Source organism: Aquitalea sp. FJL05 (assembly GCF_003852595.1).
Classification (GTDB): domain Bacteria; phylum Pseudomonadota; class Gammaproteobacteria; order Burkholderiales; family Chromobacteriaceae; genus Aquitalea; species Aquitalea aquatilis.
In genome coordinates, this window is sequence record NZ_QAJS01000009.1 from 97389 (window position 1) to 121295 (window position 23907).

Consider the following 23907-nt stretch of genomic DNA (forward strand, 5'->3'; position numbering starts at 1 on the left):
ATCAGGGAAGAGAAAGCAGGGCAGGGGTGCAATCCGCCCTTGCCAGCGGCTTTATGCAGGGCCAAAACAACAACAGGGAGCCGGCCGATGGCCGAACAGACTTTTACCATCAGCGAGCTGGCGCGCGAATTCGATGTCACCACGCGCACCATCCGCTTTTACGAAGACCAGGGTTTGCTGGAGCCGCAGCGGGCGGGGCAGCGCCGCATCTACAGCCGGCGCGACCGGGTAAGGCTGATGCTGATCCTGCGAGGCAAGCGCATCGGCTTGTCCCTGCTGGAGATCCGCGAACTGTTCGAGCTGTACGACGCCGCCAGCAACGACGAACCGCAATTGCGCGAGTTCATCCGCATTCTCAGCCGCAAGGAACAGCAATTGCAGGAGCAAATGGACGATATCCGCGTGGTGATGGGCGAGATCAGCCAGATCCGCAGCCAGTGCGAGAAGGCACTGGGCAAACAGACAACATCAACACCATAGCAGGGCAAGCAAGCCATTCAGGAAGGAACAGACAGATGCAACAGCAAGAATCGATTGTCATCGTGGGCATGGCCCGTACCGCCATGGGCGGCTTTCAGGGCATGTTTGCCGGTCAGAGCGCCAGCCAGTTGGGCGCTGCTGCCATCCGCGCGGCAGTGGAGCGCTCAGGCGTTCCTGCCACCGAGGTCGATGAGGTGATCATGGGCTGCGTGCTGCCCGCTGGCCAGGGGCAGGCTCCGGCCCGCCAGGCAGCGCTGGGCGCCGGGCTGCCGCTGGCGGCTGGCTGCACCACCATCAACAAGATGTGCGGCTCCGGCATGAAGGCAGCCATGCTGGCACACGACCTGCTGCTGGCGGGTTCGGCCAGCGTGATGGTGGCCGGTGGCATGGAAAGCATGAGCAATTCGCCCTATCTGATTCCCAAGGCGCGTGGCGGCCTGCGGCTGGGGCATGGCGAGATCAAGGACCACATGTTTCTGGACGGGCTGGAAGATGCCTACGACAAGGGCAAGCTGATGGGGGTCTTCGCCGAAAACTGTGCCGGTGAGTACGGTTTCAGCCGCGAGGCGCAGGATGCGTTTGCCATCGCCTCGCTCACCCGCGCACAGGAGGCCATTGCCGCCGGGCGCTTCCGCGAGGAAATCACCCCGGTGCTGGTAGCGGGCAAGAATGGCGAACAGGCACTGGATATCGACGAGCAGCCGCTCAAGGCCAGGCTGGACAAGATTGCCAGCCTCAAGCCGGCGTTTCGCGAGGATGGCACGGTGACCGCTGCCAATTCCAGCTCCATTTCCGATGGTGCAGCCGCGCTGGTGTTGATGACGGCCAGCGAAGCGGCGCGCCGTGGGCTCAAACCGCTGGCACGGCTGCTGGCCCACGCCACCCATGCGCAGGAGCCGGGGCTGTTTACTACCGCGCCGGTGGGGGCCATTCGCAAACTGCTGGCCAAGACCGGCTGGACGGTGGGTGATGTCGACCTGTTCGAAATCAACGAAGCCTTTGCCGTGGTCACCATGGCGGCCATGCATGATCTGGCCTTGCCGCACGACAAGGTGAATGTGCATGGTGGTGCCTGTGCGCTGGGTCACCCCATCGGCGCTTCCGGCGCACGGGTGATGGTGACGCTGCTATCGGCCCTGCGCCAGCATGGTGGCAAGCGCGGTGTGGCCAGTCTGTGCATAGGTGGTGGCGAGGCCACGGCGGTGGCGCTGGAGTTGCTGTAAACCATCGGTGCTGGAGAAAATGAAAAAGCGCCGTCAAGGCGCTTTTTCATTGCAGGCAGAGTGGGCCGGGTAGATCAGGCCTGCCGTTCTGGCTCAACGCAAGGCTGGCTATCGGTTTCATCGTCCACCGGATAGTTTTCCGGCTTCAGCCAGTGCTGGAACAGGGTAAAGCCCACCGCCAGCAGGGTGGGGCCGATGAACAAGCCCAGCAAACCCCAGGCCAGCAAACCGCCGATCACCCCCATGAAAATGATGGACAGCGGCATTTGCGCACCCTGGCTGATCAGCAACGGCTTGAGCACGTTGTCGATGGTGTTGACCAGCAAAAAGCCCCATACCAGCAGGAAAATACCCAGCCCGGTCTGGCCGGTGTAGAACACCCACAGCGCCGCCGGCAGCCAGATCAGCAGCGTGGGCAGCTGGGCCACGGCCACGATGAAGCAGAGAAAGCCCAGTACCAGCGCGCCGGGCACCCCGGCAATCAACAGGCCGATCACACACAGCACGGTCTGCGCCAGGGCCGTGCCCACCACGCCGGTGGTGACGCTGCGGATGGTGCGGGCGATGACTTCCGGCAGTTCGTCGGCGGTGGCTCCTCCCAGTTTGCTGATAGCCAGCTCGGCCCCGTCCCACAGCTTGTCGCCATTGATCAGCAGCAGGCCGGCGATGACGATGGCCAGCACGATTTCCAGCATGCTGAGGCTGGCCGAAGCTCCACTTTCCAGCGCCCATAATGCAGCCTTGTTGATGGCCGGGCGGATTTTTTCGATGAAACCGGGCAGGTCAAGCTGCACACTTACCCAGAACTTGTGCAGTGAATCCCCGGCCAGCGGCAGGGTGCTTACCCAGTTCGGTGCATCCGGCAGATGAAAGCTGGTGAGGTCGCGCGACATATTGGTGAGCTGCGGTATGGTATCGGCCAGCGTCAGTGCCATCAGCCCGATGGGAATGGCCAGGGTCAGTGACAGTCCGCCGACAATCAACATGGCGGCCAGTTTGGCACGACCATTCAGGCGCAGACGCAGGCGGGTAAACAGCGGCCAGGCCGAGATGGCGATGATGGCGGCCCAGGTCAGCGCACCCAGAAAAGGCTGGATCACCTTGATGCAGGACAGGATGAGCAGGCCCATCACGGCGATGCGCAATACTGCCATCACACTGATGCTGGGGAAGGGCTTTTGGGTCATGGAAGTGTCCGTTTGACAATGAGTGCAGCGTCTTTGGCTGCGCGAGCCAGATTGTAGCGGGAAAATCATGCAGCCGGTATGACAGGCCGCCCGCTGTCAGTCAGCAGGCAGCCGCGGTGACAGGGATTACAGGCGGGCGGCGAAGTCCGCGGCCGGGGTAAAGCCGATTACCCGGCTGCGCTCCTGGCCCTTGCTGTCAAACAGGATGATGCCGGGCGGGCCATACAGGCCAAAGCGTTTGAGCAGGGCCTGATGCGCCGGCAGGTTGGCGGTGACGTCGGCGCGCAACAGCACATAGCCTTGCAGTTTGGCTACCACGGCAGGGGCCGGGAAGGTGTCGCTTTCCATTTCCTTGCACGACACACACCAGTCGGCGTAGAAGTCCAGCAAGAGCGGCTTGCCCTGGGCGCGGGCCTCGGCCAGGGCGGCATCCAGCCCGGCGTTGTCGTTGACCGGGCCAAAATGCATGGACTGGCTGACGCCGGCCTGGGCCTTGTTGCCGGCCAGCCATTTCAGCGGATAGCGCGGGTCGGATTCACCTGCCAGCGCACCGGCCAGCTGGGCGGCTCCCACCAGAAACAGCAGCAGCCCCAGCCCCTTGCCCAGCTTGTGGCTGATATGGGCATTGCCGGGCAGGGTTTCGAAGGCCTTGAGAAATACCGCGCAGCCCACGCACAGCGCGGCCCACAGCAGCAGTGCCAGGCTGGCCGGCAGGAAGGGGGTGGCCATCCAGATGGCGAGGCCCAGCATCAGCACGCCGAAACTGGCCTTGACCGCCTTCATCCAGCCGCCGGCGCGCGGCAGCACATGGCCGCCGAAGGTGCCGATCAGCAGCAAGGGCAGGCCCAGCCCCAGTGCCATGGCGTACAGCGCCGCGCCGCCCAGCACGGCGTCGCCGGTGCTGCCGATATAGCCCAGCGCCAGCGCCAGCGGCGGGGCGACACAGGGGCCGATGATCAGCGCGGACAGCACACCCATGCCGAAGACCGTGGCCAGCTTGCCACCGGACAGACGGTTGGAGGCATCCGCCAGCCGCGACTGCAGTGCCGACGGCAACTGGATGGTGTAGAGATCAAACATCGATAGCGCAAACACCACCATCAGCACGCTGGCCGACAGGATGACCGCCGGCTGTTGCAGCCAGACGGTGAGCAGCGAGCCGGTGAGCCCGGCAATCACGCCGATGACGGTATAGCTGAGCGCCAGGCCCTGCACATAGGTCAGCGATAGCCAGAAGCCGCGCCGGCGGGTGATGTGCTGGCCTTCGCCGGCAATCAGCGAGGACACAATGGGTAGCAGCGGATACATGCAGGCGGTGAAAGCCATGCCCAGCCCGGCCAGCAGAAAACTGCCCAGCGTGGCCAGCCAACCTTTGGCTGCCAGATTGCCGCTACTACCCGCCGGCTTTCCCGGCGTGGCATCCGTCAGCCAGTTGCCACCGTTCTGGGCGCTGCCATAGCTGTCGATATTCAGGTGATGGGTATAGGGCGGGTAGCACACGCCGGCGGTGGAGCAGCCTTGCAGTTTGACATTCAGCTGAAAGCGCGCCGGGGCGCCGGCAGTCAGCGGCAGCTTGATCAACTGCTTGCCCAGGTAGATCACCTGCTTGCCAAAAAAGGGATCGTGCTTTTCCTTGCCGGCCGGCAGTTGCGGCTGGCCGGTAAGGCCGGCGGGCTCCGTGCTGAAGGAGAGCCGGTCACGGTAGACATAATAGTTGTCGGCCACGGTCAGTTGCAGCAGCAAGTGGTCGGCCTGGCGCTCCACACTGACGGCGAAGGCCTTTTCCGGTGGCAGCAGGTCTTCCTGGTTGACTGCCAGCGCCGGGAGGCTGGTGCCAAGCAGGCTTAGCAGGGCCAGCAGGCGCAACAGGGGAGAAAACAGGCGGAGCAGAGGCTGGGGCATGGCGTAGTTCAGTTTGGTAGAGCAAGGGTTGACCAGCAGGCAGCTGCCGGGTTCCTGCCGCCCTGCGGCAAGATGCGCACGCGGGCGGGACAGCCGCCATTTTACGGTAGTATCGACCCACAACAACACAATATGGGCGAAACATCACATCATGCGGGACATCATTCATTTTGCACATGCCAACAGTTTTCCGGCCACGGTATACGGCAAGCTGCTGGGCGCGCTGGCCACCGACTACGAACTGGGCTGGCAGGATACCATCGGCCATGATCCGCGCTTTCCGGTAAGCGACTGCTGGCCGCAGCTGGTGGAGGAACTCATCCAGTATGTCGGGCAGCATTATGCCACGCCGATTCTCGGTGTCGGCCATTCGCTGGGCGGCTTTTTGCTGTTTTACGCGGCGCTCAGACGGCCGGAACTGTTCAAGGCCATCGTGATTCTGGATTCGCCGCTGATGGGGCCGCGCCGTTCGCTGGGTATCTGGCTGGCCAAGAAGCTGGGCTTCATCGACCGCGTCACGCCAGGTGGCAATACCCTGCGCCGGCGCGATAACTGGGCCAGCGTGGAGATGGTGCAGGACTACTTTGCCCGCAAGCCGGCTTTTGCCCGTTTCGACCCGGACTGCCTGGCCGATTATGCCCGGCATGGCACGGTGGACAATGGCCAGGGTGGCCGCCAGCTGAAGTTTCGCCCACAGATCGAGCATCAGATCTACTGCGGCCTGCCGCATGATTTTCCGCGCCATCGTGGTCAGCTCACCGTGCCGACGGCCTTTATCGCCGGCACACAGTCCGATGTGGTGCGGGCGGCGGACATCCGCTTCATGCAGCAGCATTTCGCCATGCAGATGCACCAGCAGCAAGGCAGCCACCTGTTTCCGCTGGAATACCCACTGCAAACCGCCGCCACCATCCGCCGCGCACTGATGCAGCTGTTGCCGGCGGGCTAAGCCTGGCTGCCGCATTGTTGCAGCACACAAAAATGAGCAGGCGGGCAGGGCAGATGTTACCCTGAACACGGTTTCAGCCGCGCAGCCACGACGGGTTCGCGGTGTCCGACTGCCTTTTCGTCCCCGCATGCCCCTTGCCTGAGTGATTCTGGAAGCGACTGCCCGTTCGATCAGAACGTTTCCTGCAGTGCAATCCAGTTTCCTTCCTGTAAAGGCTACCCGGCATGCCCGGCTATCAGACCAAGCAGCAAACGGTGTCCGTTGGCGGCACCGATTATCACATTCGTTCCCTGCTGGACTCCCAGCAATATGCCGACCCGCTGGGCGAGGCCGAACAACGCGGCATTTCGCCGGCCAGCTGGTCCTTGTTCGGCCTGTTGTGGCCGTCGGCCCGCGTACTGGCCCTGCTGATGAGCAGCGAGCCGCTGGCCGGCTTGCGCGTGCTGGAAATCGGTGCCGGGCTGGCGCTGGCCAGCATGGTGGTACACCGCCGCGACGGCGATGTCACCGTTACCGACTGGCATCCGCGGAGCCCGGACTTCCTGCGGGAAAACCTGTTGCTCAACCATTTGTCACCGCTGGAATACCAGGCGGGCGACTGGAGTGGCAGCAATCCGGAGCTGGGGCGTTTTGACCTGATCATTGGCAGCGATGTGCTGTACGAACGCCAGCAGCCGGGCCAGCTGGCACACTTCATCGACAGCCACGCCAGCAGCGCGGCCGAGGTGATCATCGTTGACCCCGACCGTGGCAACCGTGCCGGCTTCTGCCGTGAAATGGCCACGCTGGGTTATGGCTTTGACAGTCAGCGGGCTCCGGGCAGGATGGAAAGTGGAGAGGTTTACAAGGGGTGCATCGTGCGCCTGTCGCGCCAGCGCAGGGCGGCCTAGCTGCCCCAACCCAGTGCCAGCAGCCCGGTCAGCATGCCGGCGCTGGCGGCCAGCAGGGTGGGCAGGCAGCGCCGGGCCAGTGTGGCACCGCCCAGGCTGGCGATCAGGCCGAACTTGAAGGTGTTGTTGGCGGTAATGGCCAGCACCAGCGTGGTGGCCACCTGCTGGCCATCCAGGCGGTTTTCACCGAACAGGTTGAAGGCGGTTAGCGTGATGGCATCGACGTCATTCAGGCCGGAAATCAGTGCCACCACATACACGCCCTTGCTGCCAAATTCGGCATTCAGCCAGGCGGCGCAGAACATCACCAGTGCAAACATGGCACCAAAGCCCAGCGCCAGCTTCATTTCGGACGGATTGCTCAGCTTGAGGTCGGGCTGTTGCTGCTCGCTCTGGCCACGCTTCAATTGCAGCAGGGCGCAGGCCAGCCCGCACAGCAAGCCGGGCAGCAGCACCCAGGCCACCGCTGGCAACACGCTGGTTTGCACCACGGCCGCCAGCACCATCAGCCGCACGAACAGTACCAGATTGGCCAGCAGGATGACGGCAGTGGCCAACTGGATGGATTGCGGATTGGCACGCGCCTCGCGGGCGTAGATCAGGCTGGTGGCAGTAGAAGACACCAGGCCGCCCAGAATGCCCAGCAGTGGGCCGCCCACTTTTTGTCCCAGTAGCTTTACCGCCAGATAGCCGGACAGGCTGATGCCGACGATCAGCGTCACCATCAGCCATACCTGATGGGGGTTCACTGCCTGATAGGGGCCGAAGGTCCGGTTGGGCAGCAGCGGCAGCACGATGAAGGACAGGGCGGCAAACTGCAGCAGCGACAGCAGGTCGCGCCGTTCCAGCTTGTGGGTGATGCCGGACAGTTCGGGTTTCAGATAGAGTAGGCTGGTGGTGACGATGCCGACCGCCACGGCCACGCCGCCAAAGCCATGCCACACCAGTGCACCCAGACAATACATCACCAGCAGCGAGGCCACCGTGGTGGTGCGCGGCTCGGTTTTGTCGGGGTCGCTGCTGCGTTCGGGCAGGAAGCCGAAGGACGCCACCGCCAGCAGGCCTACGGTTTGCAGCAGCACACCGTGGCTGGGTGCATCCAGCATGGCGGTCAAGGTGCCGAGGATGGAAGTCAGCGGAAAGGTGCGGATGCCGGCCAGGGTGCGGTGCTTGCGTTCGCGCTCCACTCCCATCAGCAGGCCGATGGCCAGGCTGGTGACAAACAGCGGCAGCGCCTCGAACGGGCTGCCTTTCAGGTTCAGCCATGTTGCTAGATCAAAACCACCCATGACTTCCCCTTGTTCTGTTTGGCGCGGCTAAGAAAAACCCTGTTGCAGCGTTGCGCCTCCTTGCCGTACAGCTTGTACTGTCTGCGTCGGCGCGCCTTGCCCCAGGGGCGCTACGCTATTTTTCTTAGCCGCTCTGGCTACTATTGAGGCAACCAGTTGCGGATGCTGGCCTCGATGCCGGCAGCGTTCAGGCCGCAGTCAGCCAGCAGCACGGCCGGGTCGCCATGTTCGACGTAGTCGTCCGGCAGGCCCAGGTGCAGTATAGGTCGCTGCAGGCCCATGGCGTGCAGCGCTTCGCCACAGGCTGAACCGGCACCGCCCATGATGACGTTTTCTTCCACGGTGACCAGATAGTCGTGCAGCTCGGCCAGTTGGCGGATCAGCGCGCTATCCAGCGGCTTGACGAAGCGCATGTCGGCCACCGAGGCATCCAGTGCTTCGGCGGCAGCCAGTGCCGGGGCCACCATGCTGCCGAAGGCCAGTATCGCCACCTTGCCCTGGCCGTTGCGGCGCAGCACGCCCTTGCCCAGCGGCAGGGCGGCCATGTCGGCCTGGATTTCCACGCCGGGACCAACGCCGCGCGGGTAGCGCACGGCGCTGGGGCTGTCCAGTTGGAAGGCGGTATACAGCAACTGGCGGCATTCGTTTTCGTCGGACGGGGTGATCACCGTCATATTGGGAATGCAGCGCAGGAAGGAAATGTCGAAGGCCCCGGCGTGGGTGGGGCCATCCGCCCCCACCAGGCCGGCACGGTCGATGGCAAACAGCACCGGCAGGTTTTGCAGTGCCACATCGTGAATCAGCTGATCGTAGCCGCGTTGCAGGAAGGTGGAGTAGATCGCCACCACCGGCTTGGCACCGTCACAGGCAAGGCCGGCGGCAAATGTCACGGCATGCTGCTCGGCAATGGCCACGTCGAAGTAGCGGTCCGGGTGTTCCTTCTCGAAACGCACCAGGCCGGAACCCTCGCGCATGGCCGGGGTGATGCCTACCAGACGCTGGTCCAGCTTGGCCATGTCGCAAATCCAGTCGCCAAACACCTGGGTGTATTGCGGCTTGCCGCCACTCTTGCTGCCGGCCAGGCCGTTGGCCGGGTCGAACTTGGTGACACCGTGGTATTTTACCGGGTCGTTCTCGGCCAGCTTGTAGCCGTGGCCCTTCTTGGTGACGATGTGCAGGAACTGCGGCCCTTTCAGGCTGCGGATGTTCTTGAGGGTGTCCACCAGTACATCGATATCGTGGCCGTCGATGGGGCCGATATAGTTGAAGCCGAATTCCTCGAACAACGTGCCGGGGGTGAAGAAGCCCTTGACGTGCTCTTCCACCTTGCTGGCAATTTCCTTCAGCGGCGGGGCAATGCCCAGCACCTTGCTGGAGCCTTCGCGCATGGCCGCATAAAAGCGGCCGGACATCAGCTTGGCCAGATAATTGTTCAGTGCGCCGACATTGGGCGAGATCGACATATCGTTGTCGTTCAGCACCACCAGCAGGTCGGTATCCATTGCGCCGGCGTTGTTGAGCGCCTCGAAAGCCTGACCGGCAGTCATGGCCCCGTCGCCGATGATGGCCACGCACTTGCGTTCCAGCCCCTGCAGCTTGGAGGCCACCGCCATGCCGAGTGCCGCACCGATGGAGGTGGAGGAATGGCCGACGCCAAAGGTGTCGTAGGGCGATTCCTCGCGCTTGGGGAAACCGGCCAGTCCGCCTTGCTGACGCATGCTGCCCATGCGTTCGCGGCGGCCGGTGAGGATCTTGTGCGGATAGGTCTGGTGGCCCACGTCCCACACCAGCCGGTCGTCCGGGGTGTTGAACACATAGTGCAGGGCGATGGTCAGCTCGATGCTGCCCAGGTTGGAGGCAAAGTGGCCACCGGTCTTGCTGACCGTGTCGACCAGGAATTCGCGCAGCTCCGTGGCCAGTTGCGGCAATTGCTGGCGGCTGAGGGCGCGCAAGTCGGAGGGCAGGTGGATGGTGTCGAGCAGCGGGGTCATTGTTGTTCTTCTGCGGTTAAAACGAGCGGGCTACGATATAGTCGGCCAGTTGTTTCAGTCGGTCGGCATCCGGGCCAAAGCCTTCCAGTGCGGCAAAAGCTTCGGCACACAGTTCCTGGGCGAACTGCTTGGCTTCGGCCAGTCCCATCAGGCTGACATAGGTCGGCTTGTCATTGGCGGCATCCTTGCCAGCGGTCTTGCCCAGCGTGGCGGTATCGGCTTCGCAATCCAGCACGTCGTCCACCACCTGAAAAGCCAGGCCAATGCGTTTGGCGAAGATGTCCAGCTGTTCGATCTGGACTGCAGACAGCGGCTGGCCGGCTTGCGCACCCAGCATCACCGCCGCGCGGATCAGCGCGCCGGTTTTCAGCATGTGCATGAACTCCAGCTCTGGCAGGTTCAGGCTATGGCCAACGCTGGCCAGATCGATGGCCTGGCCACCAGCCATGCCGGCATGACCGGACGCACGTGCCAGCGTCTGGCACAGGCTGAGCTGGGTCGCCGGGCGAACACCTTCCATCGGGGTGGCGATCAGTTCGAAAGCCAGCGTCTGCAGCGCATCACCCACCAGCAGGGCGGTGGCTTCGTCAAATGCCACATGACAGGTGGGCTTGCCACGGCGCAGCACATCGTCGTCCATGCAGGGCAGGTCGTCGTGCACCAGCGAATAGGCGTGGATCATTTCTACCGCCGCAGCGGCGCGGGCCAGGTTCTCGGTACTGGCACCACTCAGTTCGCCAGCGGCAAATACCAGCAGCGGGCGCACCCGCTTGCCGCCCTGCAGCGTGACATAGCGCATGGCTTCATGCAGGCGTTGCGGCAGGCTGTCGGCGGAGGGCAGAAAACGCTCCAGCGCGGTTTCCATGGTTTGCTGGATCTGCGTCATCCAGCCGATGAAGGATTCATTGGCCATTGCTGAGGTCCAGCGGTTTGAGTTCGTCGTTTTCCAGAATTTTCAGTTGCTGCTCGGCGTCGGACAATTTGCCCTGGCAGAACTTGATCAGCTCGATGCCTTGCTTGTACGAGGTGAGCGCAGACTCCAGCGGCAGGTCGCCGCCTTCCATCGCCTGGATGATGTCCTCCAGCTGGGCCAGCGCGGTTTCAAAGCTGGCCGGGGCTTTGGCGGATTTCGCCATGGCGTTTTCCTTGTTGCAAAATCGGTAGTCGGCCATTTTATTCCATTTCTCCGGCGATACGATAACTTTGTCGGCAACGGGCGCGGCGGTGAAAGCGCTTTAGCAATGCCGGGTGGATGGTGTAGGGTTCCGCCTGTTTCCGTGATTTCGACGAGGTTGTCCCGTGTCCCACTCCCCCTGCATTCTGATTACCGGCTGCTCCAGCGGTATTGGTTACCACACGGCAAAGCTGTTGCAGCAGCGTGGCTGGCGCGTGTTTGCCAGCTGCCGCAGTGCCGACGATGTGGCCCGGCTACAGGCGGAAGGGCTGGAAAGCCTGCAACTGGATGTGACCGACAGCGCCTCCATTCATGCCGCGTTGCAGCAGCTGCTGGGCCAGACCGGTGGCCGGCTGGATGCCCTGTTCAACAATGCCGGCTTTGGCCAGCCGGGTGCGGTGGAAGACATCAGCCGCCAGGCCATGCGCGAACAGTTCGAGACCAATCTGTTCGGGCCGTGGGAGCTGACCAATGCCGTGCTGCCGGTCATGCGTGCCCAGGGTCATGGCCGCATCATCTATAACAGCTCCATTCTGGGCTTTGCCGCCATGCGCTGGCGCGGTGCTTACAACGCCAGCAAGTTCGCCATGGAAGGCCTGTGCGACACCCTGCGCCAGGAGCTGCACGGCAGCGGCATCTTTGTGTCACTGGTGGAGCCGGGGCCGATTGAAAGCCGCTTCCGCCCCAATGCCCTGCAACGTTTCCTGAAAAATGTCGATGTGGCGGGCAGCGTGCACCGCGAGGAGTACGAAGGCCAGCTGGTGCGGCTGAAAAAAGAAGGCCACGCCGCGCCGTTCACTCTGCCGGCCACGGCGGTAGCCGAAGAGGTGTGGCGTGCCATTACCGTGCCGCGCCCTGCCGCGCGTTACCGCGTGACCACGCCGACCAAGGTGTTCTGGTTTTTGCGCCGGGTGTTGTCGACGCGGGCTTTTGACTGGGCGCTACGCAAGGCGGTGTAGTAGGTGTCGGCATAGCGGATACCCGATGTTTAAACGGTTTGATCCTTGCTGTGCGACAAACGATGGTGCATCGCTGCGTTTAACTTCGCGGGTCTCGCCCTGCTGTTGAGCTTCTTTCTTTTGCTTCGCCCGTATTGCACTAAATGGGTCGGTGCCTACTGTTCTTAATTATTTTTGTTCTGATTGGTTATGCACTGCATGGGTTTTTCATTGCATTTAAGTAACTTTTCAAAAAAATAGTTGTAAGAATTTGTTGTGATTTATGTGTATTTTCCTAGGTGAATTATGCTTTATGCCATTGTTTTTTTACTGTAGAGTGTCGAGCTCTATGATTAAAAATATGGACTGATCGATGAAAGCCTCGCTTGCTATTGCTATGACTATATCCCTACTGTTTACCGGCTGTGCATCAGTAAACATGGCACCTAAGGAAGCTTCAGCCAAAGCCAAGGAGTTCAATCCCCCCAGTGCTGGTAATGCTGGTGTTTATATCTATCGTAATAGCTTTGTCGGTAAGGCACTTAGGAAAGACTTGTTTATTGACGGCAAGTGTGTGGGTGAGAGCGCCCCGGACGTTTTTTTTCATACTGAAGTTTCTGGCGGTAAGGTTCATAAAATTGATACCGAATCAGAGTTTTCGGCAAATTCAATTGATGTAATGTTTGATGCAGGTAAGAATTATTTTATTCGTCAATATATCAAGCTAGGTATGTTTGTGGGTGGTGCTGGCTTGGAGCAAGTTTCTGAAGAAAAGGGAAAAGCTGATATTGCGGATCTGGATATGGCTACACCAGGAAATTGCAGTTCGTCCAAATAATATTGGATATTCATTTGTGGTTGTGGGGGATGGTGTGGGGCGGGCCGTTGTTGTCACGTGGCGAGGCGTCCTACTGGGAAGTAGGCTGGGCGCTGGCAACGCAAAGCTGATTGCATACGCCTTGGCGACTTGTTAGTTGATTCCGGCTGGGATGAAGCCGGCCTGCTATCCCCCCGTCCCCATCAGCTGCGCCAGCACCCATGCCGCTGCCCGCCCGGGCTGGCGGGCTTGCGACCACACCAGATCCACCCTGACTGACTTGGGCCAGCCGGCCACATTCAGTGCCTGCAGTTCATCGCCGCCAAAGTTGACCGCCAGCCAGCAGGGCAGTTCGGCCCAGCCAAAACCCAGCCGTGTCATTTCCAGTAGCAGCAGATAGCTGGGGGCGGACCAGCAGCGTGCGCTCAGGGTGGCACTGGGCGGGCCGTAATAGGTGTTCAGCCGCAACTCGCGCTCGGCGGCCAGCTGTTCGCGGCTGACTTCCGGCAGTGTCGCCAGCGGGTGGCCACTGGCGACATACAGATTGCTCTGGCTGGCATCCGCCATGGGGTAATGGCCGATGTCGGCCGGATAGCGCGCCAGGCCCGAGACAAAACCCAGCTGGGCACGGCCGCTTTCCACCAGATCGATCACGTCTTCTTTTTCTGCCACCAGCGTTTCCAGTTCCAGCGCGGGAAACTGCTGCTCGAAACGGCGCAGCATCTGTTCCAGCGCCTGCGACTGGAAGGTGTCGGATAGCACGATGGTCAGCCGTGGCTCCAGCCCGCCACCCAACAGGCCGGCCACCCGGCCCAGCGTGTCGCTGGCATCCAGCAGTTGGCGGGCATGGCTGAGCAATTGCTGGCCGGCAGGGGTGAGCACGGGCTGGCGGCCGCTGCGCTCGAACAGGCTGACGCCCAGGTCGATTTCCAGATTGGCAATGGCTTCGCTGATGGTGGACTGGCTCTTGCCCAGCCGACGGGCGGCAGCGGAAAAGGAGCCCAGCTCGGCGGCGGTGCTGAAGGCGGCGATGGCGTCTAGCGACAGTGACATATCGGACTTTCCGATGGGTTTTATTTTTTAACTATCCGTCAAACCAATCACAATGTCACCCGATCAGAACCAGTCAGCAGCATTAGCCGGAGGAAACACCATGCAGACGCAACACGACAAGCCTATCAGCGAACGGATTTTTCATGCCGTGCTGTACGAGCTGTGCGCCATGATCCTGCTGGTGCCGCTGGCTTCGCTGGTGATGGACACCGGGCTGGGGCATATGGGCTTGCTGGCGCTGATGATGTCCAGTGTGGCCATGTTGTGGAACATGCTGTTCAACGCGCTGTTCGAGCGAGCGGAAAGGCGCTGGGGGCTGACACGCACGGTGTGGGTCCGCAGCGCGCATGCCTTGCTGTTTGAAGGAGGGCTGGTGGTGATGCTGGTGCCGTTGGCGGCGTGGTGGCTGGCGGTATCGTTTTGGCAGGCATTTTTGCTCGATCTGGGCTTTTTTGCCTTCTTCCTGCCTTATACCTATGTGTTCAATCTGGCTTACGACCGGATTCGCCTGCGTGTCATACAGCGCAGGCATACTGCCCGGCTTCGCGCCGAGGGCGCTGCAGGAGAGTGAATATGAATAATGCCTGGATTTTCCTGTCGGTAGCCATTCTGTCCGAGGTGGTGGCCACCTCGTCGATGAAGCTGACCGAGGGCTTTACCCGGCTGGGGCCGTCGCTGGTGACGGCCATCGGCTACATGATTTCCTTTTACATGCTGTCGCTGACTTTGCGCCATGTGCCGGTGGGGGTGGTGTATGCCATTTGGTCTGGCGTGGGCATCGTGCTGGTGTCGCTGGTGGCCTGGCAGCTCTACGGGCAAAAGCTGGATGTGCCAGCCATGATAGGCATTGGCATGATCATGTCCGGCGTGCTGGTGTTGAACCTGTTTTCCAAATCGGCCAGTCATTGAACGATGTGCGGCGTGGCGGGTGAGTCCGCCATGCTGATACTTACAAAAAAAGGGGGGCTTCCCCCTTTTTTCATGCCGATGCGACAGACGCTTCGTCGCTGGGCTGGTCGGTCATGCCGCCGCATACCTGATTGCGGCCGTTGTGCTTGGCTTGATACAGATAGTTGTCGGCCTGTTTCAGCAGGGGGCTGATGTCGGCTTCTACCGCAGCGGCCATGCCGATGCTCACGGTAAAGCGCAAGTCGCCCAGCGGTGTGCTGATGATGAGGTTCGCCAGCGCCCGGCGCAGTTTGTCCAGCTGACGCAGCATGCCGGGAGCGTCCATCGGCTGCGCCAGGATGACAAACTCCTCGCCGCCAAAGCGGGCGATGATGTCGTCCGGGAAAAATGACTCCAGCAGGCGCGCGGTCTGGCAGATCACCTGGTCGCCGATGTCGTGGCCATAGCCGTCGTTGATGCGCTTGAACAGGTCGATGTCCAGTACGGCCACGCTGTAGTTGTGGCGCAAGCCGGCAACCTGCGCAAAGAAGTGGCGGCGGTTGGACAGGCCGGATAGCGGGTCCTTGTTGGCGGACTCCTGCAGTGCCTGCAGGTTTTCCACAAATTCCACGTTGCGGGTGACGCGGCAGAAAAATTCTTCGTAATTGAAGGGCTTTTGCAGATAGTCATCCGCCCCGGCCTTGATGAAGCGCGCGGTCATGGTGGGGTCCTGGCTGCCGGAAATGCCGATGATGGCCAGGCGGGTGTGGTCGAGGAAGCGGCGCACGGTGCTGGTCATGCGTACCCCGTCCATGCCCGGCATGTCGTGATCGGTCAGCACCAGCTTGATGCCGGTTTCGCGCCGCAGGATGCCCAGCGCCTCTTCGGCGTCGGCAGCTTCCAGTACCTGATACAGATGGCGTTCCAGCTGCATGCGCAAGAACTGGCGCACCGCCTGGGAGTCGTCCACCACCAGCACCTTGATGCCGGGATTGATGCGGATGCGGCGCAGCATCTTCATTACGTACTCAAAGGCGGACGGGCTTTCCTTGGGGATGTAGTCCACCACCGGCATGGACAGCACGCGTTCGCGCGTCTGCATATCGTTATGTGCGGTCAGCACCACGGTGGGAATGCGGTTTTCCAGCAAAAGCGGCAGTACCTCGCCACTGGGGGCGTCCGGCAGGCAGTAATCAGCCACGGCAGCCATGAAGCGTGGGTCGTCGGCCAGCGCCTGCTGTACTTCGGCCATGCTGGTGACGGGAACCGCGACAAAGCCTTGCTTGTTGACCATCCGGCAGAGCGGGCGGATCAGCATCAGGCTGTCTTCGATCACGAGAATGCGCGGGGCGGCCGTGCTCATGGATATTTTGCTGTCGGTCAAGAGAAGTGTGCCCATTATTGTCGAAACCGGCCTATCTGTCAGTAAACCTTGTATGACAAATGCCACTGCGACGACGGGCTGCCGGCTCGGAGAACACCGTAAAAAAGGGTATAATCGACCCATTTTTTCAGCATAAGACACACCATTCACCACCATGGAACTTGCCAAGAGCTTTGAACCGGGCGATATCGAACGTCGCTGGTACCAACAATGGGAACAGGCCGGCTACTTCAAGCCGAGCATGGACACCACCAAGCCGTCCTTCGCCATCCAGCTGCCGCCGCCCAATGTCACCGGCACCCTGCACATGGGCCACGCCTTCAACCAGACCATCATGGATGGCCTGACCCGCTACTACCGCATGAAGGGCGACAACACGGTGTGGATTCCCGGCACGGACCACGCCGGCATCGCCACCCAGATCGTGGTGGAGCGCCAGCTGGCCGAGCAGGGCATCAACCGCCATGACATGGGCCGCGAAGCGTTTACCGCCAAGGTGTGGGAATGGAAGGAAAAATCCGGTGGCACCATCACCAGCCAGATGCGCCGTGTCGGCTGTTCGGTGGACTGGAGCCGTGAATACTTCACCATGGACGACACCCGCGCCGAAGTGGTAACCGAAGTCTTCGTCCGCCTGTTTGAGCAAGGCCTGATCTACCGTGGCAAGCGCCTGTCCAACTGGGACCCGAAACTGGGCACCGCCATCTCCGACCTCGAAGTGGTTTCCGAGGAAGAAGACGGCCACATGTGGCACATCAAGTATCCGGTAGTTGGGAGTAACGAGTTTGTCACCGTTGCCACCACCCGCCCGGAAACCCTGCTGGGCGACGTGGCCGTGGCCATCAACCCCACTGACGAACGCTACCAGCACCTGCTGGGCCAACAGCTGCAACTGCCGCTGACCGGCCGCACCATCCCGGTGATTGCCGACGACTACGTGGATGCCGCCTTTGGCACCGGCTTCGTCAAGATCACCCCGGCGCACGACTTCAACGACTATCAGGTGGGCAAGCGTCACGGCACCCAGCTGATCAACGTGATGAGCCTGGAAGCCACCATGCTGGCCCGCGCCCAGGTGTTCGGCTTTGACGGCTCGGTACAAGGCACTATCGACCTGCCGGCCGCCTATGCCGGCCTCAGCACCAGCGCCGCCCGTAAAGCCATGCTGGCCGATCTGGAAGCGCAGGGCCTGCTGCTGGAAACCAAGCCGCACAAGCTGATGGTGCCGCGTGGCGACCGTACCGGCTCCGTCATCGAACCCTTACTGACCGACCAGTGGTTTGTCGCCATGGACAAGGTCGCCGTAGATAAAGACGGCCAGCCCGACCCCACCGGCCAGTCCATCGCCGCCAAGGCCATCGACGCGGTACAGTCCGGCGAAGTACGCTTCATCCCGGAAAACTGGGTCAACACCTACAACCAGTGGATGAACAACATCCAGGACTGGTGCATCAGCCGCCAGCTGTGGTGGGGCCACCAGATCCCGGCCTGGTACGACGAAGACGGCAACATCATCGTCGCCCGCAGCGAAGCCGAAGCCCAGGCACAAGCCCCGGGCAAGACCCTGCGCCGCGAACAGGACGTGCTGGACACCTGGTTCTCCTCCGCCCTGGTGCCGTTCTCCACCCTGGGCTGGCCGGAAGAAACCCCGGAACTGAACGCCTTTGTCACCTCCAATGTGCTGGTGACCGGTTACGAAATCATCTTCTTCTGGGTTGCCCGGATGATCATGATGACCAAGCACTTCACCGGCAAGGTACCGTTCCGTGACGTCTACATCCACGGCATGGTGCGCGACCACGAAGGCAAGAAGATGTCCAAGTCCGAGGGCAATGTGATTGACCCGGTGGACCTGATCGACGGCATCGCGCTGGAACCGCTGGTAGAAAAACGCACCACCGGCCTGCGCCGCCCGGAAAAAGCCCCGCAGATTGCCAAGGCTACCGAAAAGCTGTTCCCGGAAGGCATCCCGGCCTACGGCACCGACGCCCTGCGTTTCACCATGGCCAGCTACGCCACCCTGGGCCGCAGCGTCAACTTCGACTTCAAGCGCGCCGAAGGCTACCGCAACTTCTGCAACAAACTGTGGAACGCCACCCGCTTCGTGATGATGAACGTGGAAGGCAAGGACTGCGGCCAGGACGAAAGCCTGCCGCTGGAATTCAGCTTTGTCGACCAGTGGATCATCGGCCGTCTGCAGCAGGCCGAAGCCGACGTCACCAATGCGCTGGAAACCTACCGCTTCGACCTGGCCGCCCAGATCATTTACGAATTCATCTGGAACGAGTACTGCGACTGGTATGTGGAACTGGCCAAGGTACAGCTGCAAAACGGCAACGAAGCCCAGCAACGCGCCACCCGTCGCACCATCGTGCGCGTGCTGGAAGTGGCCCTGCGCCTGACCCACCCGCTGATGCCCTTCATCACCGAAGAGCTGTGGCAAACCGTTGCCCCGCTGGCCAACGCCAAGCACACCGACTCCATCATGCTGGCGCAATGGCCGGTGGCGGTGCCGGAGAAGATCAATGCCGAGGCCAACGCCCGCATGGATGCCTTCAAGGACATGGTCAACGCCGTGCGCAACCTGCGTGGCGAAATGGGCATCGGCCCGGCCGTCAAGGCCCCGCTGTTCATTGAAACCAGCGATGCCTCGGTAGCGGACTTCATTCCCTACCTGAAGCTGCTGGCCCGCCTGACCGAGGGCAGCATCGTTGCCACCCTGCCGGCAGACGACGCCCCGGTTGCCATGTCCGGCAACGCCCGCCTGATGTTGAAGGTGGAAGTGGACAAGGCCGCCGAAACCGCTCGCCTGACCAAGGAGCTGGGCAAGCTGGAAGCCGAGCTGGCCAAGCTGACCGCCAAGCTGGAAAAACCGGGCTATGTAGACAAGGCCCCGGCGCATCTGGTGGAGCGCGACAAGGCGCAACTGGCGGAGCTGAATGACAAGATGGAGAAGGTGAAGGGGCAGTTGGCGAAGCTGGCTTGATTAGAAGTTGATTTTTATTAAATTACTTGCTAAATTTTCTCAACTTTCTTATGGAAAGAACGGGTCCCCTTTTTGATGGGATGTGTCTCCACTTTTGAGTGTAGTCATGTGCCAGATGGGACTTTGGCATCAAAACCAACTTAACCAAGTGGTAACTTATTTTTGACAGGTTGGACCCGTGGAAAGCCCAAGCTAATCGCTTGGGCTTTTTGTTTAAAAAACTGGAGAGCAATATGTTCAAATTGGAGTATAGGCTAGAACTATTAATACAAGAAGAATGTAAGAAATTAATTAGACGCTATCATCAATATCACAACTACTTGCATCTTGAGCACAAAAGGAATGAAGAACGACTTATCATAAATTCTGATAAAATCATTCACAAACCTGATTATTGGAATATTGATAGTAAATTTAATCCATTTTATGTAAAAAGAAAATCAAAAAGCATAGCAAAATCCATAGCAAAAGCGATTGAAACTAGGATATACAAGCCCCATCCTCCCTTTGTAAGGAAGATTCAAAAATCTGACGGTGGTTGCCGAGAAGTATCTATTTACACCATTCCAGATTCTGTTGTGTCGAAATTATTTTACAATAGATTGCTTCAAAAAAATAAGCATCGATTTAGTTCGTTCTCATACGCCTACAGAAATGATAGAAATGTACATTTTGCAATTCAAGACGTATCGGTATCGCTAAAAGAAAATTCAAGAGCATTTATTTCAGAGTTTGATTTTTCTGATTTTTTCGGGTCAATTTCTCATCAATACTTGCATGATCAGTACGATAAAAATGGATTTCTTATTGGTGAAGAGGATAAGTATGTAATCAATGCATTTTTGGAAACGCGAGAGCGTGGAATACCGCAAGGCACTTCCATCTCGCTATTTTTAGCAAATATGGTTTGCTGGAAATTGGATAGAAGTTTTGAAAAGGCTGGTTTGAAATTTGCCAGATACGCTGACGATACTATTGTCTGGAGCGATAGTTATTCAAGCATTTGCAGATCGTTTGAATTAATTTCTGATTTTTCGAATGAGGCCGGAGTAAAGGTCAATACTAAGAAGTCCGATGGCATAAGTCTGCTTATTAAGGGAGATATGCCGGCCGAAATTCACTCAAAAAGCGCATTTAATTTTCTTGGCTATTCAATTGCGGTCGACAAAGTGTCGATAAAACCCAACTCGGTCAATAAAATTAAAAAACAGATATCATACCTTCTTTACAAGAATTTAATTCAACCACTAAAGCAAACACCAGTAAATGCTAGATTATTACCAAAACCTCATGGGGATAAGGCATTGCTAATTGCGTTGGCGCAAATTAGACGATACATGTACGGTGGGCTCAGTACTCAAGATTTAATTGATTTTTTAAATGGAGGAAGTGGGAGAATATATTTCAAGGGCATTATGAGTTTTTACCCGCTGATTGATGATGAGAAACAATTAAAGGAGCTTGATGGCTGGCTTGTTTCAACAGTTTATAGGGTAATTGAGTGTAGGGCAAAGCTCGTAGCATCAAAGACATTGGTAACGTACTCGTGTTTCCCGCGCGGCATACCCAAAAATCGTTTCGCCATCCGGATGAGAAGAAAACGAATTATGGGGCTAACACTATTGGAGATACCTAGTTTTACATTAGTATATAAAGTAATAAAAAGGGGAGTGACTGAAATTGGCATTGAAAAAGTAATGCATCCAAGATCATTGGATTATGACTATTCATCATAATATGTTTCTAAACTTCCCAATGTCATTGTCAAAGTGTAATGTTACATCTCTTGCACGCTACATGGTTTAACTTCGCGGGTCTCGCCCCGCCGTCGAGCTTCTTTCTTTTTTTGCCAAAAGACAGAAGCCAAAGAAAAGGCAACCCGCAGCGCGTCGAATTCCCGCCCCTGCCATGCTGCCCAGGGCGCGGCCGGAACTTGCGGCGCGCTAACCGTGTCGCTGCGGACAGCCGACCGCTTAACATCCTGAGCGGCACGTCCGTGTCGGCTTGCGCTGACGGGGCCCGGTCTAGTTGGTTTTGTTTTGGCCTACGGAATAAATGGGGCTGCTTCTATAGCGTCTGCTGGGAGAGGACTGGGCTGGGTGCAGCACAGTCGGGCGTCATTGCAGCTATCCACCACAAACTCCCCACCGCACCGACGCCACCCCATCCCCCGTCAAGCATGCCGAGGGGTGGCGCTGCTGCGGGTTTAAGCGGCTGGCTGTTTGAGCGATTGGACGTTAGCCAATCGCGAGTTCCAGCCGTGCCGCAGCAGTGACGGGACCCGGAGGGGAGCCGCAGGCCATGCTTGCCCGGGGTGGCCTGGGAGGTGAAGGAGGGATTGGCCACACAATCCCTCCTTCCCGTTTGCCGCGCGGCAGCGGCGTGAAAAACATCATCCGCGTAGCGGATTCCCACTTGGTGTTCACCAGTTTAAAGCAACAGCAAAAGCTACTTCGCGGGTCTCGCCCCGGTCGGGTCCCGGCGGGCCGCCGCAGGCCATTCAATGCGGCCAGCTATTCAAGTGTGGGAATCGTTGGTCAAGCAAAGATCCCTTTCCCGTCCGCCGCGCGGAAGCGGCAGGCAAACCATTTTCCGCGCAGCGGATTCCAACCCACTAATCACCACAGACCCACCCCCCACACATTCCCGAACACAGCGTTCAGCAAGCCGCCCCCCACGCCGGCAGCATTCCCGCTACTATCACTCTCCAGATCACATCCCGACCACTGCCGGCGCAGTAGCCCGGCAGCCCATTAGCAAAGGCCTCGCCATGACCGACCTTTCCGCCTATCCGATTACCCGCAAATGGCCAGCCCGCCACCCGGAGCGGCTGCAACTGTATTCGCTGCCCACCCCCAATGGCGTGAAAGTATCCATCATGCTGGAGGAGTGCGGCCTGCCTTACGAGGCGCATCTGGTCAGCTTCGACAGTCAGGACCAGTTCAGCCCGGAATTCCTGTCACTCAATCCCAATAACAAGATTCCAGCCATCCTTGACCCGAATGGTCCGGGTGGTCAGCCGCTGGCCTTGTTCGAGTCCGGTGCCATCCTGCTGTATCTGGCCGAGAAGACCGGGCAGTTCCTGCCGGCTGATCCGGCAGGGTGTTATGAAACCATCCAGTGGCTGATGTTCCAGATGGGCGGGATTGGCCCGATGTTTGGCCAGCTGGGCTTTTTCCACAAATTTGCCGGCAAGGACTATGAGGACAAGCGTCCGCGCGACCGTTACGTGGCTGAGTCGCGCCGCTTGCTGGGCGTGCTGGATGCGCGCTTGCAGGGACGCAATTGGGTGATGGGTGATGATTACACCATTGCCGACATCGCCATCCTGCCCTGGGTACGTAATCTGGTTGGCTTCTATGGCGCGGGTGATCTGGTGGGCTATGACGATTTTGCCGAAGTGCAGCGTGTGCTGGCGGCTTTTGTTGCCCGTCCGGCAGTTGGGCGCGGGCTGCTGGTGCCGCAGCGGGGCTGAGTTCTGACTCAGGGTTTATTGCTTGCACTATTGCATTGTCATTTCTGGTCGGGCAGCTTATTGTCTGCTTTTGTTCAATTTGCCGGGAGTGATCGATGAAACACTTGCTATCCCGCCTGCTGGCCAGCGTGGTGCTGGCCTGGGCTTGCTTGTCCACTGCGGGGGCGGCAGAGCTGGATGAGGCCACGCTGGCTGGCCATTACTGGCTGAAAAATATGCGAGAGGTGGGCGGCGAGTTGCTGTTGCGGCCGGATGCCAGCTTTGAATGGTCGCTGACTTATGGCGCGGTCGATCAGTTTGCCCAGGGCAAGTGGCGGGTGGAGGGGGGCAAAGTGCTGTTGCAGGCGGCGTCTCCGCAGGGCTCGCCGCGCTTCCGGCTGTTTGAGGAGGACGAGCTGAATATCCGCAAGCCGGCAGAGGCTGGCAGCTGGGTGGCGATTGTCGGCATGCCACGGGTTGGCCCGGCGGCGGGGATGGCTGTGATGTTTGAAAGCGCCAGCGGCAAGCAGTGGCAGGCCGTGAGCGATCGTAATGGCGATGCCATCGTCCAGGTGCCGGCGAGTGAAGCCTGGGCGCGTGCGGGTTTGCGGCGACAGGGGGATAACGGTGAATGGCAGTGGTTTGTCATTCCGCCCGCCCGGGCCGAGGCCAGGCTGGCGGCATTCGCCATCGATGACATCAGCCAGATTGCACCGCAGCCATTCCAGCGCATGACGCTGCTGCCGGTGGTGGGCACATTGCAGAGCGAGGACGGCGGGCTGGTGTATTCGCGCTGAATCCCGGCGCTTGCCGGATTGCGACTGGACAGGCTCTCGCCTTGCTTCATGTACAAAACGAAAATGGCCCGAGAGGGCCATTTCCATTTGATACGTAGCGGGAAGCTAGCTGCGCTTGACCAGCCTTACCATCAGCAGCAGCACCACCGCACCGATAGTCGCCACGATGATGCTGCCTACCATGCCGTCGCCAGCACCGATCCCCAGGCTGCGGAACAAAAATCCTCCCAGATAGGCACCAATGATGCCGACCACCATGTCACCGAGCAGGCCAAGCCCTTCGCCTTTTACCAGCAAGCTGCCCAGCCAGCCGGCGACGATGCCGACCAGTAGAAACCAGATGAGATGCATTGTTGTTCTCCCTGTGTGTTTGGGCCAGTGTGACCCGACGGCATCAGCCTAGCAGGCTGCTGGTTTAGTGGCAATGTTTGAAAACAGTTAATGTTATTTGTTTAATGTCGGAATGTAAAAAAACCGGGTAAACCCGGTTTCTCATGGCCGCAGC

General features: G+C 59.7%; 21 protein-coding genes. 12 read left to right on the forward strand and 9 right to left on the reverse strand.

Annotated features, from left to right (window positions below; genetic code table 11):
* The first annotated feature begins 87 nt into the window (after nucleotides 1-87).
* Both DBR44_RS08540 and DBR44_RS08545 read left to right on the forward strand, forming a co-directional pair.
* Entirely contained in the window at nucleotides 88-480 is a 393-nt protein-coding gene (locus tag DBR44_RS08540) for a MerR family DNA-binding transcriptional regulator (RefSeq protein ID WP_124643657.1), read from the forward strand.
* A gap of 35 nt (nucleotides 481-515) precedes the next feature.
* A complete protein-coding gene (locus tag DBR44_RS08545; protein WP_124643658.1) occupies nucleotides 516-1703 on the forward strand; it encodes an acetyl-CoA C-acyltransferase in 1188 nt (395 codons plus the stop codon).
* A 74-nt stretch (nucleotides 1704-1777) separates the two neighbouring features.
* On the opposite strand, the gene DBR44_RS08550 is transcribed toward DBR44_RS08545, so the two are convergent.
* Complete coding sequence (locus DBR44_RS08550; RefSeq protein ID WP_124643659.1) at nucleotides 1778-2890, reverse strand: AI-2E family transporter; 1113 nt, start codon at nucleotides 2888-2890, stop codon at nucleotides 1778-1780.
* A gap of 126 nt (nucleotides 2891-3016) precedes the next feature.
* A complete protein-coding gene (gene dsbD / locus DBR44_RS08555; protein WP_124643660.1) occupies nucleotides 3017-4792 on the reverse strand; it encodes a protein-disulfide reductase DsbD in 1776 nt (591 codons plus the stop codon).
* A 151-nt stretch (nucleotides 4793-4943) separates the two neighbouring features.
* Between dsbD and DBR44_RS08560 the strand changes: the two genes are divergently transcribed.
* The gene (locus DBR44_RS08560; RefSeq protein ID WP_124643661.1) at nucleotides 4944-5741 is read left to right on the forward strand and encodes an alpha/beta fold hydrolase; all 798 of its coding nucleotides are present in this window, start codon (nucleotides 4944-4946) and stop codon (nucleotides 5739-5741) included.
* A gap of 224 nt (nucleotides 5742-5965) precedes the next feature.
* Nucleotides 5966-6631, forward strand: a complete 666-nt coding sequence (locus tag DBR44_RS08565) for a methyltransferase (protein WP_124643662.1) — start codon at nucleotides 5966-5968, stop codon at nucleotides 6629-6631.
* On the opposite strand, the gene DBR44_RS08570 is transcribed toward DBR44_RS08565, so the two are convergent.
* The 4 genes from DBR44_RS08570 to DBR44_RS08585 form a co-directional block, all read right to left on the reverse strand.
* Complete coding sequence (locus DBR44_RS08570; protein ID WP_124643663.1) at nucleotides 6628-7920, reverse strand: MgtC/SapB family protein; 1293 nt, start codon at nucleotides 7918-7920, stop codon at nucleotides 6628-6630. The genes DBR44_RS08565 and DBR44_RS08570 overlap by 4 nt on opposite strands.
* A 140-nt stretch (nucleotides 7921-8060) precedes the next feature.
* Nucleotides 8061-9911 carry a 1-deoxy-D-xylulose-5-phosphate synthase gene (gene dxs / locus DBR44_RS08575; RefSeq protein ID WP_124643664.1) on the reverse strand — a complete coding sequence of 617 codons (1851 nt, stop codon included), beginning with the start codon at nucleotides 9909-9911 and terminating at the stop codon, nucleotides 8061-8063.
* Nucleotides 9912-9927: 16 nt separating this feature from the next.
* A complete protein-coding gene (locus DBR44_RS08580; protein WP_124643665.1) occupies nucleotides 9928-10824 on the reverse strand; it encodes a polyprenyl synthetase family protein in 897 nt (298 codons plus the stop codon).
* Nucleotides 10814-11047: an exodeoxyribonuclease VII small subunit gene (locus DBR44_RS08585; protein ID WP_059284794.1), complete on the reverse strand. Its 234-nt coding sequence runs from the start codon at nucleotides 11045-11047 to the stop codon at nucleotides 10814-10816. The genes DBR44_RS08580 and DBR44_RS08585 overlap by 11 nt, the downstream gene beginning before the upstream one ends.
* 163 nt (nucleotides 11048-11210) lie before the next feature.
* Between DBR44_RS08585 and DBR44_RS08590 the strand changes: the two genes are divergently transcribed.
* On the forward strand, nucleotides 11211-12044 hold the full coding sequence (locus DBR44_RS08590) for an SDR family oxidoreductase (protein ID WP_124643666.1): 834 nt from the start codon (nucleotides 11211-11213) through the stop codon (nucleotides 12042-12044).
* Between the two features lie 352 nt (nucleotides 12045-12396).
* The gene (locus DBR44_RS08595) at nucleotides 12397-12861 is read left to right on the forward strand and encodes a DUF2846 domain-containing protein (protein WP_124643667.1); all 465 of its coding nucleotides are present in this window, start codon (nucleotides 12397-12399) and stop codon (nucleotides 12859-12861) included.
* 165 nt (nucleotides 12862-13026) lie between these two features.
* Here the strand turns inward: DBR44_RS08595 and DBR44_RS08600 are convergent, their stop codons facing one another.
* A complete protein-coding gene (locus DBR44_RS08600; protein WP_124643668.1) occupies nucleotides 13027-13893 on the reverse strand; it encodes a LysR family transcriptional regulator in 867 nt (288 codons plus the stop codon).
* Between the two features lie 100 nt (nucleotides 13894-13993).
* Between DBR44_RS08600 and DBR44_RS08605 the strand changes: the two genes are divergently transcribed.
* Together DBR44_RS08605 and DBR44_RS08610 are read left to right on the forward strand one after the other, a co-directional pair.
* A complete protein-coding gene (locus DBR44_RS08605) occupies nucleotides 13994-14464 on the forward strand; it encodes a multidrug/biocide efflux PACE transporter (RefSeq protein ID WP_124643669.1) in 471 nt (156 codons plus the stop codon).
* Between the two features lie 2 nt (nucleotides 14465-14466).
* Complete coding sequence (locus DBR44_RS08610; RefSeq protein ID WP_124643670.1) at nucleotides 14467-14802, forward strand: multidrug efflux SMR transporter; 336 nt, start codon at nucleotides 14467-14469, stop codon at nucleotides 14800-14802.
* Nucleotides 14803-14872: 70 nt separating this feature from the next.
* On the opposite strand, the gene DBR44_RS08615 is transcribed toward DBR44_RS08610, so the two are convergent.
* Nucleotides 14873-16144: a diguanylate cyclase gene (locus DBR44_RS08615; protein ID WP_124643671.1), complete on the reverse strand. Its 1272-nt coding sequence runs from the start codon at nucleotides 16142-16144 to the stop codon at nucleotides 14873-14875.
* A 175-nt stretch (nucleotides 16145-16319) separates the two neighbouring features.
* Between DBR44_RS08615 and DBR44_RS08620 the strand changes: the two genes are divergently transcribed.
* From DBR44_RS08620 to DBR44_RS08635, 4 genes are all read left to right on the forward strand, one after another.
* The gene (locus DBR44_RS08620) at nucleotides 16320-19151 is read left to right on the forward strand and encodes a valine--tRNA ligase (protein WP_124643672.1); all 2832 of its coding nucleotides are present in this window, start codon (nucleotides 16320-16322) and stop codon (nucleotides 19149-19151) included.
* Between the two features lie 233 nt (nucleotides 19152-19384).
* Nucleotides 19385-20887 carry a reverse transcriptase domain-containing protein gene (locus DBR44_RS08625; RefSeq protein WP_124643673.1) on the forward strand — a complete coding sequence of 501 codons (1503 nt, stop codon included), beginning with the start codon at nucleotides 19385-19387 and terminating at the stop codon, nucleotides 20885-20887.
* A gap of 1034 nt (nucleotides 20888-21921) precedes the next feature.
* Nucleotides 21922-22626 (forward strand): glutathione S-transferase N-terminal domain-containing protein, encoded by a 705-nt coding sequence (locus DBR44_RS08630; protein ID WP_124643674.1) that lies wholly within the window; start codon nucleotides 21922-21924, stop codon nucleotides 22624-22626.
* 95 nt (nucleotides 22627-22721) lie between these two features.
* Nucleotides 22722-23402, forward strand: a complete 681-nt coding sequence (locus DBR44_RS08635; protein ID WP_124643675.1) for a hypothetical protein — start codon at nucleotides 22722-22724, stop codon at nucleotides 23400-23402.
* A 105-nt stretch (nucleotides 23403-23507) separates the two neighbouring features.
* Here DBR44_RS08635 and DBR44_RS08640 read toward each other — a convergent pair whose 3' ends face one another.
* Nucleotides 23508-23753: a GlsB/YeaQ/YmgE family stress response membrane protein gene (locus tag DBR44_RS08640; RefSeq protein ID WP_124643676.1), complete on the reverse strand. Its 246-nt coding sequence runs from the start codon at nucleotides 23751-23753 to the stop codon at nucleotides 23508-23510.
* Between the last annotated feature and the right edge of the window lie 154 nt (nucleotides 23754-23907).